17 protein-coding genes are annotated in these 15,258 nt (G+C 43.5%); 9 read left to right on the top strand and 8 right to left on the bottom strand.

Annotated features, from left to right (window positions below; all coding sequences use genetic code 11):
- Nucleotides 1-555, bottom strand: coding sequence for a sigma-70 family RNA polymerase sigma factor (locus F8C76_RS09125; protein WP_152131503.1), 555 nt, complete (start codon nucleotides 553-555; stop codon nucleotides 1-3).
- Between the two features lie 228 nt (nucleotides 556-783).
- Between F8C76_RS09125 and F8C76_RS09120 the strand changes: the two genes are divergently transcribed.
- On the top strand, nucleotides 784-1,143 hold the full coding sequence (locus F8C76_RS09120) for a hypothetical protein (RefSeq protein ID WP_152131374.1): 360 nt from the start codon (nucleotides 784-786) through the stop codon (nucleotides 1,141-1,143).
- Here F8C76_RS09120 and F8C76_RS09115 read toward each other — a convergent pair.
- From F8C76_RS09115 to F8C76_RS09100, 4 genes are read right to left on the bottom strand one after another with little or no spacing between them, the layout of a single operon-like run.
- On the bottom strand, nucleotides 1,140-3,170 hold the full coding sequence (locus F8C76_RS09115) for a M3 family metallopeptidase (protein ID WP_152131373.1): 2,031 nt from the start codon (nucleotides 3,168-3,170) through the stop codon (nucleotides 1,140-1,142). The genes F8C76_RS09120 and F8C76_RS09115 overlap by 4 nt on opposite strands.
- Entirely contained in the window at nucleotides 3,163-3,564 is a 402-nt protein-coding gene (locus tag F8C76_RS09110; protein WP_152131372.1) for a hypothetical protein, read from the bottom strand. The genes F8C76_RS09115 and F8C76_RS09110 overlap by 8 nt, the downstream gene beginning before the upstream one ends.
- Nucleotides 3,565-3,576: 12 nt before the next feature.
- Nucleotides 3,577-4,065, bottom strand: coding sequence for a 5-(carboxyamino)imidazole ribonucleotide mutase (gene purE / locus F8C76_RS09105; protein WP_152131371.1), 489 nt, complete (start codon nucleotides 4,063-4,065; stop codon nucleotides 3,577-3,579).
- 4 nt (nucleotides 4,066-4,069) lie between these two features.
- Nucleotides 4,070-5,224: a 5-(carboxyamino)imidazole ribonucleotide synthase gene (locus F8C76_RS09100; RefSeq protein WP_152131370.1), complete on the bottom strand. Its 1,155-nt coding sequence runs from the start codon at nucleotides 5,222-5,224 to the stop codon at nucleotides 4,070-4,072.
- Nucleotides 5,225-5,342: 118 nt separating this feature from the next.
- Here F8C76_RS09100 and F8C76_RS09095 point away from each other — a divergent pair, with 118 nt between their 5' ends.
- From F8C76_RS09095 to F8C76_RS09065, 7 genes are all read left to right on the top strand, one after another.
- A complete protein-coding gene (locus F8C76_RS09095; RefSeq protein ID WP_152131502.1) occupies nucleotides 5,343-6,452 on the top strand; it encodes an adenylate kinase in 1,110 nt (369 codons plus the stop codon).
- Between the two features lie 50 nt (nucleotides 6,453-6,502).
- Nucleotides 6,503-7,504 (top strand): GTPase ObgE, encoded by a 1,002-nt coding sequence (gene obgE, locus F8C76_RS09090; protein ID WP_152131369.1) that lies wholly within the window; start codon nucleotides 6,503-6,505, stop codon nucleotides 7,502-7,504.
- A 64-nt stretch (nucleotides 7,505-7,568) separates the two neighbouring features.
- Nucleotides 7,569-8,093 (top strand): DUF4136 domain-containing protein, encoded by a 525-nt coding sequence (locus tag F8C76_RS09085; RefSeq protein ID WP_129653272.1) that lies wholly within the window; start codon nucleotides 7,569-7,571, stop codon nucleotides 8,091-8,093.
- 141 nt (nucleotides 8,094-8,234) lie between these two features.
- Nucleotides 8,235-10,259: a S9 family peptidase gene (locus tag F8C76_RS09080; protein WP_152131368.1), complete on the top strand. Its 2,025-nt coding sequence runs from the start codon at nucleotides 8,235-8,237 to the stop codon at nucleotides 10,257-10,259.
- A gap of 256 nt (nucleotides 10,260-10,515) precedes the next feature.
- Nucleotides 10,516-10,725, top strand: coding sequence for a hypothetical protein (locus F8C76_RS09075; RefSeq protein WP_152131367.1), 210 nt, complete (start codon nucleotides 10,516-10,518; stop codon nucleotides 10,723-10,725).
- A gap of 59 nt (nucleotides 10,726-10,784) precedes the next feature.
- Nucleotides 10,785-11,843, top strand: coding sequence for a sensor histidine kinase (locus tag F8C76_RS09070; RefSeq protein ID WP_152131366.1), 1,059 nt, complete (start codon nucleotides 10,785-10,787; stop codon nucleotides 11,841-11,843).
- Entirely contained in the window at nucleotides 11,840-12,565 is a 726-nt protein-coding gene (locus F8C76_RS09065) for a LytR/AlgR family response regulator transcription factor (protein WP_152131365.1), read from the top strand. Before F8C76_RS09070 ends, F8C76_RS09065 begins: the two co-directional genes overlap by 4 nt.
- Nucleotides 12,566-12,666: 101 nt before the next feature.
- On the opposite strand, the gene F8C76_RS09060 is transcribed toward F8C76_RS09065, so the two are convergent.
- The 3 genes from F8C76_RS09060 to F8C76_RS09050 all read right to left on the bottom strand — a co-directional run bounded on the left by F8C76_RS09060 (nucleotide 12,667) and on the right by F8C76_RS09050 (nucleotide 14,240).
- On the bottom strand, nucleotides 12,667-13,044 hold the full coding sequence (locus tag F8C76_RS09060) for a DoxX family membrane protein (RefSeq protein ID WP_152131364.1): 378 nt from the start codon (nucleotides 13,042-13,044) through the stop codon (nucleotides 12,667-12,669).
- Nucleotides 13,045-13,140: 96 nt separating this feature from the next.
- Entirely contained in the window at nucleotides 13,141-13,926 is a 786-nt protein-coding gene (locus F8C76_RS09055; protein ID WP_152131363.1) for an SDR family oxidoreductase, read from the bottom strand.
- Between the two features lie 2 nt (nucleotides 13,927-13,928).
- Entirely contained in the window at nucleotides 13,929-14,240 is a 312-nt protein-coding gene (locus F8C76_RS09050) for a cupin domain-containing protein (protein ID WP_129653265.1), read from the bottom strand.
- A 95-nt stretch (nucleotides 14,241-14,335) separates the two neighbouring features.
- Between F8C76_RS09050 and F8C76_RS09045 the strand changes: the two genes are divergently transcribed.
- Nucleotides 14,336-15,256, top strand: a complete 921-nt coding sequence (locus F8C76_RS09045) for a Mur ligase domain-containing protein (RefSeq protein WP_152131362.1) — start codon at nucleotides 14,336-14,338, stop codon at nucleotides 15,254-15,256.
- The last annotated feature ends 2 nt before the right edge of the window (nucleotides 15,257-15,258 follow it).

Genomic DNA, 15,258 nt, shown 5'->3' with positions numbered 1-15,258 from the left:
CTAAAACCAATTATCATTTAAACAACCCATAAGTGCCGTTCTTGCCCTGTGGATCATTACCCATAGGTTGGACGGATTAATATCCAATTCATTACAGATATCCTCAGTGCTCATGCCTTGAATGGTTTTCATTTGAAATACCATGGCCTGTTTACGGGGCAGCTTGGAGATACACTCCTGTATGGCCGCCCCCAGTTCTTCATTCTCAAGTGTATTGTCTCCATCTTGGCTGAAAGGGTCCGCTACTTGTTCTTCGATCCAATCTCCCTCCGAATCTGAACTGGCGGTATAGTTTATCCGAACCTCTGCCTTTCCTTTTTTGGAATTTATTTTTCGGTAATGGTCAATGACTTTACGCTTTAAGATAGCAATCAACCATGTCCGTTCTGCCGCATCACCTTTGTAGTTTTTGGCAGAATTGAGTCCGGCAAAAAAAGTCTCCTGTACCAAATCCTTGGCAATTTCGGCATCACTGACGCGAGCCACGGCATAGTTGAACAGATAATCTGCGTATTGGTCTACCCAATTGTCCGGATGAAGTTGATGCTCGGCCATAGTTGTTAGAAGTGTCAAAAGTAATGGATTTTACCGAATGATCTTATACCCAATTTGTTGCAAAACGTTCAAAGGAAAGGTATTGATGGCAATTGGAATGTTCCTTTAATCTAAGATTAACAGGGAGTCAATTTTTGATTTATGGAAATAGCTATGGGTTGGGCGTGTGGTTTTTATTTGTAAATTTATGAAAATCAGCAAGTAACCATTTTATTAGATGCTACGGTTATGGTCAAAATTGCATATGTATTGTCTATTTTGATATTGCTCAACAGTTGTTATACCTATCAGCAACTCAATACCGAGAATCCCGATTATGTGGTTGGGAAGCGGTATGAAATCAGGATGGGGGACCGTAAGATGGAAAAGGTGCTTATTGTAGCGGTTACCGATTCGACCTTGGTGGTGGTACAGGACAACACCGAGATGACCATTCAGAAATCCATGATTACCGAAAGCCGAATACGGAAATATTCCGTCGGAAGAACCATTGTGGCCTCAGCCCTGGGCGCGCTTGCGGTCATTGCCACCATAGGAATAATTTCTTGGAACAGCGGAAGTAACGAGCCGTTTTTTGTGTGCTGCTAGTCCTTAGTTTCCAGCAGCCCGGCCCGTTCCAATAAGGCATCTATTTTAGGTTCGGAACCCCTAAAACGTTTGTACAGTTCCATTGGATTTTCCGTACCTCCCTTGGAAAGCACATGTTCTTTGAACCTATCCGCAATTTCTTTATTGAAAATCCCTTTTTCCTTGAAATAAGCAAAGGCATCCGCATCCAAAACCTCGGCCCATTTATAACTGTAATACCCAGAGGAATACCCGCCTTGAAAAATATGGGAGAAAGAAGTGCTCATGCAGGTTTCTGCGGTATCCGGGAACAAAGCGGTACTTTCAAAGGCTTTGGTTTCGTAATCTTTTACATTTTTGATGTTGGATGGGTCCGAACCATGCCAAGCCATGTCCAAAAAGCCAAAACTCAATTGTCGGATAGTGGCCATGCCTTCTTGAAAAGTGGCAGACTCCTTTATTTTTTCCACCAATTCCATAGGAATTAGTTCCCCCGTTTCGTAGTGAAAGGCAAAAAGTTCCAAGGCCTCTTTTTCATAGCACCAGTTTTCCATTACCTGACTGGGTAGTTCCACAAAATCCCAATATACCGAAGTTCCCGAAAGGCCAGGGTAGACCGTATTGGCCAACATTCCATGAAGGGCATGCCCAAATTCATGGAACAAGGTGGTTACCTCATTAAAGGTGAGCAATGAGGGTTTGGAAGAAGTAGGCTTTGTAAAGTTGCATACGTTTGAAACATGGGGGCGGCTATTCTTGCCGTTGAGCGTGTACTGTGGTTTGTACGAGGTCATCCAAGCCCCTCCACGTTTTCCGGGACGGGGATGGAAATCGGCATAAAAAAGGGAAACAAAATTGTCTGAATCGTCATAGACCTCATAGGTCTTTACCTCATCATGGTATTTGTCCACATTAAAAACCTCTTTGAAGATAAGGCCAAATAATTTTTCAGCAACTTTGAAAACCCCACCGATCACATTCTCCAGTTTAAAATAGGGTTTCAATTTTTCATCGTCCAAATTGAACAGTTTTTGTTTCAATTTTTCAGAGTAGAAGGCACTATCCCATTTTTCCAATTGGTCAATACCATCCAATTCTTTGGCATAGGCCTCCAATTCTGCAAACTCCCTTTCCGCTGCAGGTTTGGCTTTCTCCAAAAGTTCATTCAAAAACTCCAACACCTTTTCAGGAGTTTCGGCCATGCGTTCTTCCAAGACAAAATGGGCGTGCGTGGCATAGCCCAATAGGTTGGCGCGTTCATGACGAAGCGCAACAATTTGGAGCACATTTTCCTGATTGTCCAAGGCATCATTGTGGAATCCCTTGCTGCCAAATGCCAAAGACAATTCCTTGCGAAGCGCCCTGTTCTCGGCATATTTCATAAAAGGAATATAGCTAGGGTAGTCCAAGGTGATCAACCAACCTTCTTTGTCTTTGGATTGTGCCAATTGTGCAGCGGCCTCTTTACTGCCTTCGGGAAGACCTTGTAAGTCCTCTTCATTGGACAGCAACATTTCGTATTTGTTGGTTTCGGCAAGTACATTTTCACCGAATTTCAGTTTTAGTTTGGACAGTTCGGTATCAATCTCCCGAAGTCTTTTTTTATCCGCTTCGTTCAAGTTTGCACCGTTTCTACTAAAACTTTTATAGCGTTTTTCCAATAAGGTCTGTTGCTCAGGGGTGAGGGAGAGGTTCTCTCTTTGCCCATAAACTGTTTTGATGCGTTCAAAAAGCGGTTGGTTCAGGGTGATGTCATTGCTGAATTCCGAAAGCAAAGGGGATACCTCCTGTGCTATCTTTTGGATTTCCTCATTGGTCTCCGCGGAATTCAGGTTAAAAAAAATACTGGAAATCCTGTCCAATTGTTGTCCTGAAAAATCCAAAGCCTCCAGCGTGTTCTCAAAGGTGGGTGCTTCGGGGTTTTCTACAATGGCATTTATTTCTGCCCTGGCATCTTCAATGGCTTGAAGAAAGGCAGGGGTAAAATGTTCACTTTTTATTTTGGAAAATGGAGCTTGGTCAAATGGCTCCAACAATGGATTATTCATAATTGATTCTTGTGTTTTTTGATTTCAATCTTATGACGGTGAAATCCACCAATAAATATGTAAACGATATTATACCGGAAAGTAGAGCAACAGTGATGAAGGCAAATCCTCTTGCTGTGTCTTGCGTAACTCTGTTCATGGCTTTTAGGGCCTCATCGGAATATTCGTTTAAATCTACAAAGCCATTGCCATTTAAGTCAAAGCTTTCGGCATGAGCTTTAATATAGTGCCACCGAATTTCAACTGCCATAAGAAGAACTGCATAAAGTGAAAAAGCCAATAATCCACTTTTCCATAAACTTTTTAGATATGGGTTATGGATTCTCTTCCATGTTAGAAGGATAATGAGAACGGCACATATCCCCAGTAAAATTCCAATTTGGTTATAGCTCATGTGGTTTTTGGACTATTTTTTCTTCACTTCCTCTGCGCCTTTAATGACTTTGTCTTTTAGTCCTTGTTTGTAAGCTTCTATCTTGCCTAAAACCTCGCTATTGGAACTTCCAATGATCTGAGCGGCCAAGATGCCGGCATTTTTTGCACCGTTCAAGGCTACGGTAGCTACAGGAACCCCGCCGGGCATTTGCAATATGGACAATACGGAATCCCATCCGTCTATGGAGTTGCTACTCTTCACAGGGACTCCGATTACTGGCAAAGGGGACAAGGATGCCACCATTCCGGGAAGGTGTGCTGCTCCACCTGCCCCGGCTATAATTACCGAGTATCCTTTTGTATGGGCGGTTTTACCAAAATCAAAAAGTTTTTCCGGGGTTCGGTGTGCGGAGACAATGTCCACATCCACCTCAATATGGAACTCTTTCAAAATATCGATGGCGTCCTGCATAACGGGTAGGTCGCTGGTACTTCCCATGATTACGGCTACTTTGCTCATAGTGTTATTTGCTTACAACGTTGATGGTTTCTTTTACTTTTTGGGCCACTTCTCGGGCTCTGGCCATATCTTCGTCCACTATGGTCACATGTCCCATTTTACGAAATGGCCGGGTCTGTTTTTTTCCGTAGATATGGGGCGTTACCCCGTCCATCTCCAAAATGGCGTCCATATTTTCGTAGACCACATCACCGGTATGACCTTCGGCACCGACCAAATTTACCATGATTCCTGCCACTTTGCTATCCGTTTTTCCCAAAGGGAGGCCCAAAATGGCCCGGATGTGCTGTTCAAATTGGTTGGTGTAACTGGCCTCAATGCTGTAATGTCCACTGTTGTGCGGTCGTGGGGCCACTTCGTTGACCAGAATTTGGTCATCCTGCGTTTGAAACAATTCCACGGCCAATAACCCTACGGGTTGTAAATGTTCGGCCACCTTGAGGGCCACTTCAGTGGCCTTTTGCGCCACGGAATCCTCAATTCTAGCTGGACAGATAACATACTCAACCTGATTGGCCTCTGGGTGAAACTCCATCTCCACCACAGGGTATGTTTTTACTTCACCCTTGGTGCTGCGTGCTACGATAACGGCCAATTCGTTTTTAAAATCCACCATTTTTTCCGCAATGCACTCCACATTGGGAAGACCGTTTAAATCTTCCATTTTCCGAACCACCTTCACACCTTGGCCATCGTATCCAAATTGGGCACTTTTCCAAACAAAAGGGAGTTGGAGGCCACCGTTGGAAATACTGTCCTTTATCTCGGAGGTATAGGCAAAACGCATGAACGGGGCCGTTGGAATGTTGTGGTCCGTATAGAACAATTTCTGGGTGGCCTTGTTTTGTATGGTCCGCAACGCTTTGGTCGGGGGATATACCTTTTTGCCCTCATGTTCCAACTTCTCTAGGGCGTCCACATTCACATTTTCAATTTCAATGGTGAGGACATCCACATCCTTTCCAAAATTGTAAACAGCATCAAAATCCATAAGGCTGCCTTCCACGAACTCATTGCAGGAGATTTTACAGGGCGCTTCGGGTGAAGCATCCATGACCTTGGTATGAATGTCCCATTTTCGGGTTTCGTAGAGCATCATTTTACCTAATTGCCCACCCCCTAAAATACCGAGTTTAAAATTGGAAGAGAAAAAATCCATGGATCATTAAATTGGAATGACTGCAAAAATACATGAATTCCTTGAAGGGATGAAAGATGCTGGGCATACCACCCCCAAAAAATGCTATCTTTGCCAACCTGACCAAAATAATGATACGTTGATCAAGCTAAACAACAAGTTGTTTAAACCTTACTTAAAGGAAGAACAAATCCTTGCGGCCATCGAAAAGATGGCGGCGGACATCGCGGAGGACTACAAGGATGAGACCCCCCTTTTTGTAGGGGTGCTCAATGGGGCCTTCATGTTTGTGGCCGATTTTTTAAAGGCGTATCAACACCCTTGCCAAGTTTCTTTTGTGCGGTTGAGCTCCTACCAAGGATTGACCTCCACAGGCATTGTGGAGACCTTGTTGGACGTACAGGAAGACATGGAAGGAAAGAGCGTCATTATTTTGGAGGATGTGGTCGATACGGGAAGAACATTGAAACAATTGGTGCACCTGTTCTCCCAGACCAATGTAAAGGAATTTAAAATTGCTGCCCTTTTTTACAAGTCCGAAATCTATAATGGTGAATACGCCATTGATTATGTGGGATTGGAAATCCCGGATAATTTTATTGTGGGTTATGGTCTGGACTATAATGAAATGGGTAGAAATTTGAGGGAAGTATACCAATTAAACCAAGCAGATATGATCAACCTAGTGCTTTTTGGAAAGCCAGGAGCAGGAAAAGGGACCCAGGCCGGGTTCTTGAAAGAGAAGTACAATTTGAAACACATTTCCACAGGGGATGTGTTCCGATACAACATTAAAAACGGAACGGAATTGGGCAATTTGGCCAAATCCTATATCGATAAAGGTGACTTGGTTCCCGATGAGGTCACCATTGATATGCTAAAGGACGAAGTGGAGAAAAACCCAGAAGCGTCAGGCTTTATTTTTGATGGTTTCCCCCGAACTGCTGCACAAGCAGAGGCTTTGGACAATTTTTTGGAGTCCAAGGATATGAAGGTGAATGCCACAATCGCCCTGGAAGCCGATGATGAGGTGTTGATTGCCCGTTTGTTGGAGCGAGGGAAGAGCAGTGGCCGTTCCGATGATCAAGATGAGAGCAAAATCCGTAATCGTTTTGATGAATACAACGAAAAAACAGCCCCTTTAAAAGCGTATTACGAGAAGCAGGGGAAATTCCATTCCGTAAACGGAATTGGGGATATTGCAGAAATTACCGAGCGTTTGGGCAAGGTAATAGACGCTTTGGACTAAGACGGAGGTAACATTTTACCCTTCACCTTTCTGCTAAAAAAACCATTGACATGACCGAAGGCAATTTTGTGGATTATGTGAAAGTGCATGTATCTTCCGGGAACGGAGGCAAGGGTTCTGCGCATTTACATCGGGAAAAGTATGTTGCCAAGGGAGGCCCGGATGGTGGTGATGGTGGCCGTGGAGGCCACGTAATCGTGAAGGGGAACAAAAACCTATGGACCTTGGTCCATTACAAGTTCAAAAAACATTTTAAGGCAGGTCATGGGGAACATGGCAGCAAGAATAGGAGTACTGGGGCCGATGGTGCCGACACCTATTTGGAGGTTCCCCTTGGGACCGTGATACGGGATACCGAGACCAATGCCGTTCTTTTTGAGATTACCGAGGACCAAGAAGAGAAAATCGTCCTGGAAGGTGGAATGGGAGGTCGCGGCAATTGGCATTTTAAAAGCCCTACCAACCAGACTCCAAGATATGCACAACCCGGAATCCCTGGGCAGGAGGTGCATTTAACCTTGGAGCTTAAGGTTTTGGCCGATGTGGGTCTTGTGGGATTCCCCAATGCCGGGAAATCCACTTTACTGTCTGTGATGACCTCGGCGAAGCCCAAGATCGCCAATTACGAGTTTACCACGTTAAAACCCAATTTGGGTATTGTGGAACATCGGGATTTCCAAAGTTTTGTCATGGCCGATATCCCAGGAATTATTGAAGGGGCTGCAGAAGGCAAAGGCTTGGGCCACTACTTTTTGCGTCATATTGAACGCAACGCCACCTTACTTTTTCTAATCCCTGCCGATAGTAAGGACATCAGTCAGGAATATGCCATTCTTTTGGATGAGCTGAGACGGTACAATCCGGAGTTGTTGGACAAACAGCGCATTGTGGCCATTTCCAAATGCGATATGTTGGATGAGGAGCTCATTGAGGAAATGCGAGAGGAAATGAAGGCCGATTTTAAGGATGTTGATTATCTATTTATCTCATCAGTAAGCCAATTGGGCATTCAGAAGCTCAAGGATAAGCTCTGGGCGCTATTGAACGAATAAAGGCATCTGTTCTCCCACTCAAGCCAAATAATCCTTATTTTTAAGTAATCCAGATTTATCTGCCATGCGAAACCTATGGATTATTGTATTGTGCTGCCTATTGGCCTCTTGTGTCTCCATTCGGGTCAATTACGATTACGATAGGGGAACGGACTTTACCAGCTATACCACCTACAATTATTTTTCTGATCTGGATTCGGGCTTGAGCCAATTAGACGAAAGGCGCCTCATTCGAATTTTGGATTCCACCTTGCAACTCAAAGGGTACCGTTTGGCCGAGGAGCCCGATTTTTTCATCAACATTCAAAGCAGTGAATACCGCAGTGGTTCCAATAGTGCCGTGGGTGTTGGTATTGGTGGCACGGGCAGAAATGTGGGTGGCGGTGTTTCCCTTGGATTGCCCATTGGAAATTCCGGAATACAGCGTCATATACTATTTGATTTTGTGGATGCCCAACGTGATGCATTGTTTTGGCAGGCTTCCACTGAAAGTGGCTATCGCGATAACGCTTCCCCGAGCGTTCGTGAAGAAAGATTGAGGGCCTTGGTCAAAAAAACATTGTCAAAGTTTCCCCCAGAAACAAGATAAAGACAAGAATGCAATCAACCTTAGGATTGGAGGTTTGTGGTTAATTATCAGTTTTTTGTTGGTTTTTGTAACAAAGATATGTGCGAACAGTCTAATTTGTTATAACATTATTTTTCAAGAGAAACACTTAATTCAACACGTATGAAAACAACACAAAGGATCAAATGGGTCTGTGGGGTTTCCCTAATCATGTTTTTGGGAGTTGCCCTTCACGCCCAAGAAAAACCTGGCGACACTACCTTGGCCAGTTCCCAAGAAGAGCTGGTTTCCTTGGCCGCATTGGATCAAGGAGATTATCGGTACACGGTGGAAGATTATTTTGGCAATCCCAAGGGGTTCACATTTCGATTTTCCCCGGATGGAAAGTACTTGTCCTACAGGGAAAGCGATGAGAATGGCAAACGTCATATTTATGTCAAAAACCTGGAGACGAACGAGGTGAAAAAAGCTATTGAGGAAAAGGATGAGTTGGTAAGGATATACGGATGGCTCAATACCACAAGGTTATATTTCTCCATGGACCAGGGAGGTAATGAAAACTATCATATTTATGCGGTGGACTTGGATGGAAGCAACTTGAAGGACCTCACTCCCTTTGATGGGGTACGGGCAGATTTCACGGAGCTGCTGCGCGATGATAAGGAGCATATCATTGTTTCTATGAACAAGAACAATGCCCAGGTCTTTGAGCCTTTTAAACTGAATGTGGTCACCGGCGAACTGACCCAATTATATACCAATGATGACCCGGCCAATCCTATTTTGGGATATGATTTTGATAGAAACGGAAAGCTCAAAGGATTTACGCGCCTTCGGGATGGAGTGGAACAGGATACCTATTATGAGGATGGCAATGGAGGTTTCCAAGTGTTGAAACAGCTTAATTGGAAGGACAACTTTTTCATCACCAGCTTTAACTACGCAACAGAATATCCGCATGATGCCTATGTAGTCTCCAATTTGGACAATGATAAAGCAGAAGTACAATTGTTCGATCTTAAGGAGAACAAGGTCATAAAGAAGGTCTTTTCCAATGATCAATATGATGTGCAGAACATGAGACTCTCCAGAACCAGAAACCATGAAGTGGACTATTTTACCTATGAGGGAGAAAAAAGTGTTGTGGTTCCGGTAAGTGAGGTCTTTAAAAAAATGAATGCTAAAGTAAATGAGGAACTTCCTGGAATGCAGTACAGTATTTTGGACAGCACTGAAGATGAAAACCTGTACATGCTCTACGTGGACAGTGATCGGGTGTATGGTATGTATTACGCGTACAATGTGGCAAAGGATGAACTTACAGAGCTATATAACACCATGCCCCAGTTGAAAAAGGAGGATATGGCCGAAATGCGCCCCATAACCTTTACCAGTAGGGATGGGATTACCCTACATGGGTATATTACCTTGCCCAAAGCAGCTTTGGCCGGCCAAAAGGTGCCCGTTATTGTAAACCCACATGGAGGCCCGCAAGGCATCCGGGATTCTTGGGGCTTTAACCCGGAAGCGCAATTATTTGCCAGTAGGGGCTATGCCACCCTTCAGGTGAATTTTAGGATTTCCGGGGGGTATGGCAGGGAATTCTTGGAATCTGGGTTTAAACAGATCGGAAGAAAGGCCATGGATGATGTGGAGGACGGACTGCAATACGTAGTGGAACAAGGCTGGGTCGATCCAGACAAAGCCGCAATTTATGGAGGCAGTCATGGAGGGTACGCTGTATTGAGAGGCTTGACCAAGACCCCTGATCTCTACGCCTGTGGGGTGGATTATGTGGGGGTATCCAATTTGTTCACTTTTATGAAGACCATTCCTCCGTATTGGAAACCCTACCTAAAGATCATTAAGGAAATATGGTATGATGAGGATGTTCCCGAAGAAAAGAAAATTATGGAAGAGGTTTCCCCGGTGTATCAAATTGATAAAATGAATAAACCTTTGTTTGTGGTGCAGGGAGCCAACGATCCAAGGGTCAATATAGATGAATCGGACCAAATTGTAAGCGCTTTGAGAGGAAAAGGTTATGACGTGCCCTACATGGTAAAATATGATGAGGGCCATGGATTTGGTAAAGAGGAAAACCGTCTTGAACTTTATAAGGCCATGATGGGATTTTATGCGAAACATTTGGGACAACAGGAAATTCCCCAGCCGTTGAAGGATTGATTTATAGGACTGATTTTCAATTTAAAAGGAGCTTTTTTAGCTCCTTTTTTTCTTTTGGAAAATTATGATTACCGTTCACTGGGTCTTTTTTACCGCTGCCCATAATTCAGGTGTGTGCCAATGTAAAGCCCTGTAATTTAGCTCCGTACAAAATCCTAAAACCCAAAGCAATGATAGCACTTGTACGATTGATGATAACCCTATTGGTGGACATCTTCTTGTAAAAAGCAATTTGTGAATTTTAAAAATCTAAACAATGCGAAAATTGAATACCGAACGTAAAGTTATTTTGACCCTAGGGATCATCGGGGTCCTGACCGGAATCTATGGTAGGTACAATGCCTGGGCCTATGATGATTATTTTGTTTTCTTTTATACGGGCATGTCCTTGGTATGGGTAGCTTTTCTTACTTCCAGCAAATCTTGTGGCAGACCATTCTGGAAAAAGCAAACACAAAATCAGTAAAGGGCGTTCCCATAGGTTGAACTGCTTAAAGTATATTTGGGATACCGTAGACCATATCCATGGAATTGAGCACTAAAAAACGAGAGCAAGCCTTTTGGATCCTTCAGATTTTGGGATGGGGTTTCATCAATCTGGTTTCTGTTTTTGTAGTGAAACAGATAAGTATGTCCCTGCTTGTCTACTCCGTGGTCATGGGGACGATTTTAGGTATTTTTGCAACTTCGCTGTTGCGACTGTACCTTAAAAGAACCATAAAGTTTGACGCTTTTGGGATTAACGAGTTTGTGAAGATTCTGGTTTCCTATCTAATGGCGGCCACTTTGTTTGGAGTCTTGAACTTTGTTTTTGGGTATGTCTATGTTGAGTTTGGTCCGGCGTTGACTCCTTCAGAACTCCAGATGTTCAAGTATCACGACAATGTTGGGGTACAGGTGCTCAACTCCCTGTTTCTTATTGGGGCTTGGACGGTGACCTATTTGGTAATCAAGCTGCTTCTTAAACTTAATCGGGACCGGATAGAACGCTTGAAACTCAATACCCACCTGAAGCAAGCACAGCTGAATACCTTGAAGGGTCAGATAAACCCCCACTTTATGTTCAACAGCCTCAATAATATTAGGGGATTGATGTTGGAAGACGTGGAAAAATCCCGGGAAATGCTCACCAAACTTTCAGAAATCTTACGGTTCTCACTGACCAAGAACAGCAACAATGCCATTTCGGTCCGGGAAGAACTGGAAATGGTGGACAATTACATAGCGCTATCCAAAATCCAGCTGGAAGATCGTTTGGAATTTGTCAAGAATGTGGATAGCGAAACCCTTGACCTACAAATCCCACCCATGATCATACAGCTATTGGTGGAAAATGCCACCAAGCACGGTATCTCCAACCTCAAACAAGGAGGAACCATTGTATTGAACATCAAAAAGGAAAAAGAACAGTTGATACTGGAGGTCCGTAATACGGGCAAACTCAAGATAGCCAAAGATTCCACTCAATTGGGGCTGCAAAACATAGAGCAGCGGTTAAAATTGCTTTATGGCCATAGAGCTTCCTTCAATTTGGAAGAAGTTTCCGATGAGGTGGTGGCCAACATTAAAATTCCACTGGCATGAACATTAAAGCTGTTATTGTAGAGGATTCCAGATTGGCCCGGAACGAGTTGAAGGAGCTGATCAAAAAGCATGATGATATTGATCTCCTGGGAGAGGCTGAAAATGTGGATGCAGGGTTTGAGCTTATTCAAAGTACTTCACCGGATTTGTTGTTTTTGGATATCAACATGCCCGAGAAAGATGGCTTTGAGCTTTTGGAGATGTTGGATGAGGTGCCCATTACCATATTTACCACAGCTTTTGACGAGTATGCCATAAAATCCTTCGAGTACAATGCCTTGGATTATTTGCTGAAACCTGTGAGTGAAAAGCGATTTGACATGGCCATGGAAAAGGTGCGGACAAAATTGGAGTCTGTCCAAACAGGAGCCGATAAGTCAAAAAGACTCAAGGAGAGCAGTCAGATTTTCATCAAAGATGGGGAATCGTGCTGGTTGGTAAAGATTGGGGATATTTCCCATTTTGAGATTGTGGGCAACTATACCCGCGTGTTTTTTGGGGATAAAAAGCCTTTGCTGTACAAATCATTGAACCTAGTGGAGGAAAAACTTCCCGAAGCATCTTTTTTTAGGGCCAACCGCCAGCAGATCGTGAATACCCATTTTATTGAAGGAGTGGTGCCATGGTTTAACGGAAAACTCAAGCTTACCATGCAAAATGGGGAAGAAATAGAGGTTTCACGAAGACAATCCTACATCTTTAAGGATCGTATGAGTCTATAATCAAAAAAAGGAAAAGAGCGATACTGTTTGATGTCAATTCGAGCGAAGTCGGGATGTGTTCAACACATCCCGACTTCGCTCGATATGATAAAATCAATACATTAAGGGCGTAAAAGGTCCTTGTACCTATCCTTATAGCCAATTAAGACCACAATATTCAAAATCAATAGACCCAGACCGGGACCTATACCTGCCTGAGCTAAGGTGGCGTGGAACAATACAACATTTACGGATACACTCATCAATATAACGGCCATAAGTGCACCATATTTGTTGAGAATAAGGGCAAGTCCTGCCAAAATTTCTACAATGGCGACTAATTTAAGGGTATAGGTTGATGAAACTGCGCCAAAATAGGTAATGGCCGCATCTGGCAGGTCACCTGGGGGTGGCAAGAAGTTCAGGAACTTGTTGAGTCCAAAAACCAGAACAAAAAGTCCCAATAGGATTCGAACTATCAAAAAAACTTTTGAATTCATGGGTGTTATTTTTATTGGTTGAGCAATAAAAATACCTAAAAATTGAATATATGATAATTTAACCCTAAAAATATTTTGTTATAAATAAAAAAATTCTCATAAAGATTTTAGGAGCCCTCCGTCAATGGGGATGTTGGTCCCAGTAATGTACGCTGCCTTATCCGAGGCCAGAAATGCTACCAGATATCCATATTCTTCGGGTTTTCCAATACGCTTCATGGGCACCTGCTCCTCCATGGTGGAGCGTACTTCCTCAGGAGTGACCCCCATTTTTTCCGCTTTTTTTGTGTTGAGTTGGGCAATGCGGTCCGTATCAAAATATCCAGTCAAAATACTGTTGGCTGTAATACCCTCTTGGGCAATATCATAGGCCAAACTTTTAGACCAAGTGACCACGGCTGCACGAATGGAATTGGACAAGGCCAAGTAGTTTAAAGGTTCCTTGACCGAGATGGATGCCACATTGATAATGCGTCCCCACTTTTTCTTTTGCATATGTTTTAAGGCCAGTTCCGTGGTGAGTACAACCGATTTAAAGAGTAGATCAAAGGCCTGTTGGTAGTCTTCAATGGATTTTTCCAGTGCGCCACCTGCCGAAGGCCCTTGTGTGTTGTTGACTAGAATATCTACATCATTATGTTTGAAAAACGAGGAAATAGTCTTTTTGAAAATTTCAAAATTAGAGAAATCAACAACCAAAAATTGGTGTTCTTGCCCTGAGGAAGTGTCCATTTCCTTGATGATGGACTTCATTTTTTCCTCATTTCTGGCCATTAGGGTAACGCTTGCACCACTTTCGGCCAATTGTCGGGCTATTGCCTCGCCAATTCCTTTGCTACTGCCGCCCACAAGAGCGGTCTTTCCTTTAAGGGATATATTCATACTTATTTATATTCTTCCCGAACAGGGCTAAAAACATCCATTAATTTACATGCCGTCAACGCTTTTCCACTATGGGGACTGTTGGAAGGAATTACCACCACATCCCCAGAACGGTAGACGGCTGTATTTCCATCAAGGGTAAATTTAAAATCACCCTCCACAACATGCATGATCTGTTCATGGTGGTGGGAATGTTCCGGTACCTCGGCATCCTTTTCCACCCTCCAAAAGGCCCAGGATATGGTATCCCCGTGTACCAATTTTCCATGATAACCCGGCATGATTTCCTTGGATTGAATTTGTGATAGATTCATCTGTTCAAGTTTTTCCCAAGATAGAAATTAATAAGATTGGGTGTTTGTTTGGATTGGTTTTATCAATACCTATTTTTGAAAGATAAATCAATTTGATGCAAATACACTTTATAGGTATTGGGGAAGCTGTCCTGAGTGATATGGCCTTGACGTTGAGGGACAATGGGCACATCATTACCGGGAGCGATAGCGGTGCTGAAGAATCCCTGAAAAGTAGATTGGAGCCTTTTGGGCTTCTTCCAGAAACCATGGGGTGGAACCCCGAAACAATCCATGACCATTTGGATGCCGTGGTTTTGGCACCGCACGTACCATTGGATAACCCGGAACTGCATAAAGCACAAGAATTGGGATTGCAGATTTTTTCCTATCCAGCATTCGTGTATGGGCAATCCAAATACAAGACCCGGGTGGTTGTGGCAGGAGATGGCAAGGCGGAGATTGTTTCCATGATTTTGCATGTACTGCACTACAATGCTGTTGAGGTGGATTATATGATGGAAACTCGCCTCGAAGGATTTGAACGCAGCGTGCACTTTACCGATGAGAATGACTTTGTGATATTGGAGGGTGGCGAGCAGTTTTCATCGGTTTTAGATTCAAGGCCTAGATTTCAGGTGTATCAACCCAATATTGCCCTTTTGAGTGGGATGGTCAAGAGTGATGATAGTGAGGTTTCAATTATGGAAAACCCTCTGGAACAGTTCAAGATTTTTGTGGATGGTATCATAAAGGGAGGAAGCATTACCTATAATGAAGAAGACCCTGAGGTGAAAAAAGTGGTTGAGGCTACAGAAAACCCTATCCGAAAATTTCCGTACCAATCCCCGGATTACCGTGTTGAAAACGGTATGGTTCTTCTGGATACACCTGAAGGTGAAATGCCCTTGGAGATTTCAGAAAATAAGTCCTTGGACAATTTGATCGGGGCCAAATGGATTTGCCAACAAATGGGTGTGGATGAAGATGATTTCTATGAGGCCATAGCTTCTTTTAAAGTGGCAGCCCAGAGATGAAA

This window comes from Flagellimonas olearia, from assembly GCF_009184425.1.
GTDB classification, from domain to species: domain Bacteria; phylum Bacteroidota; class Bacteroidia; order Flavobacteriales; family Flavobacteriaceae; genus Flagellimonas; species Flagellimonas olearia.
Note: the sequence above shows the minus strand (reverse complement) of the source record. Positions and strands in the feature narration are given on the sequence as shown.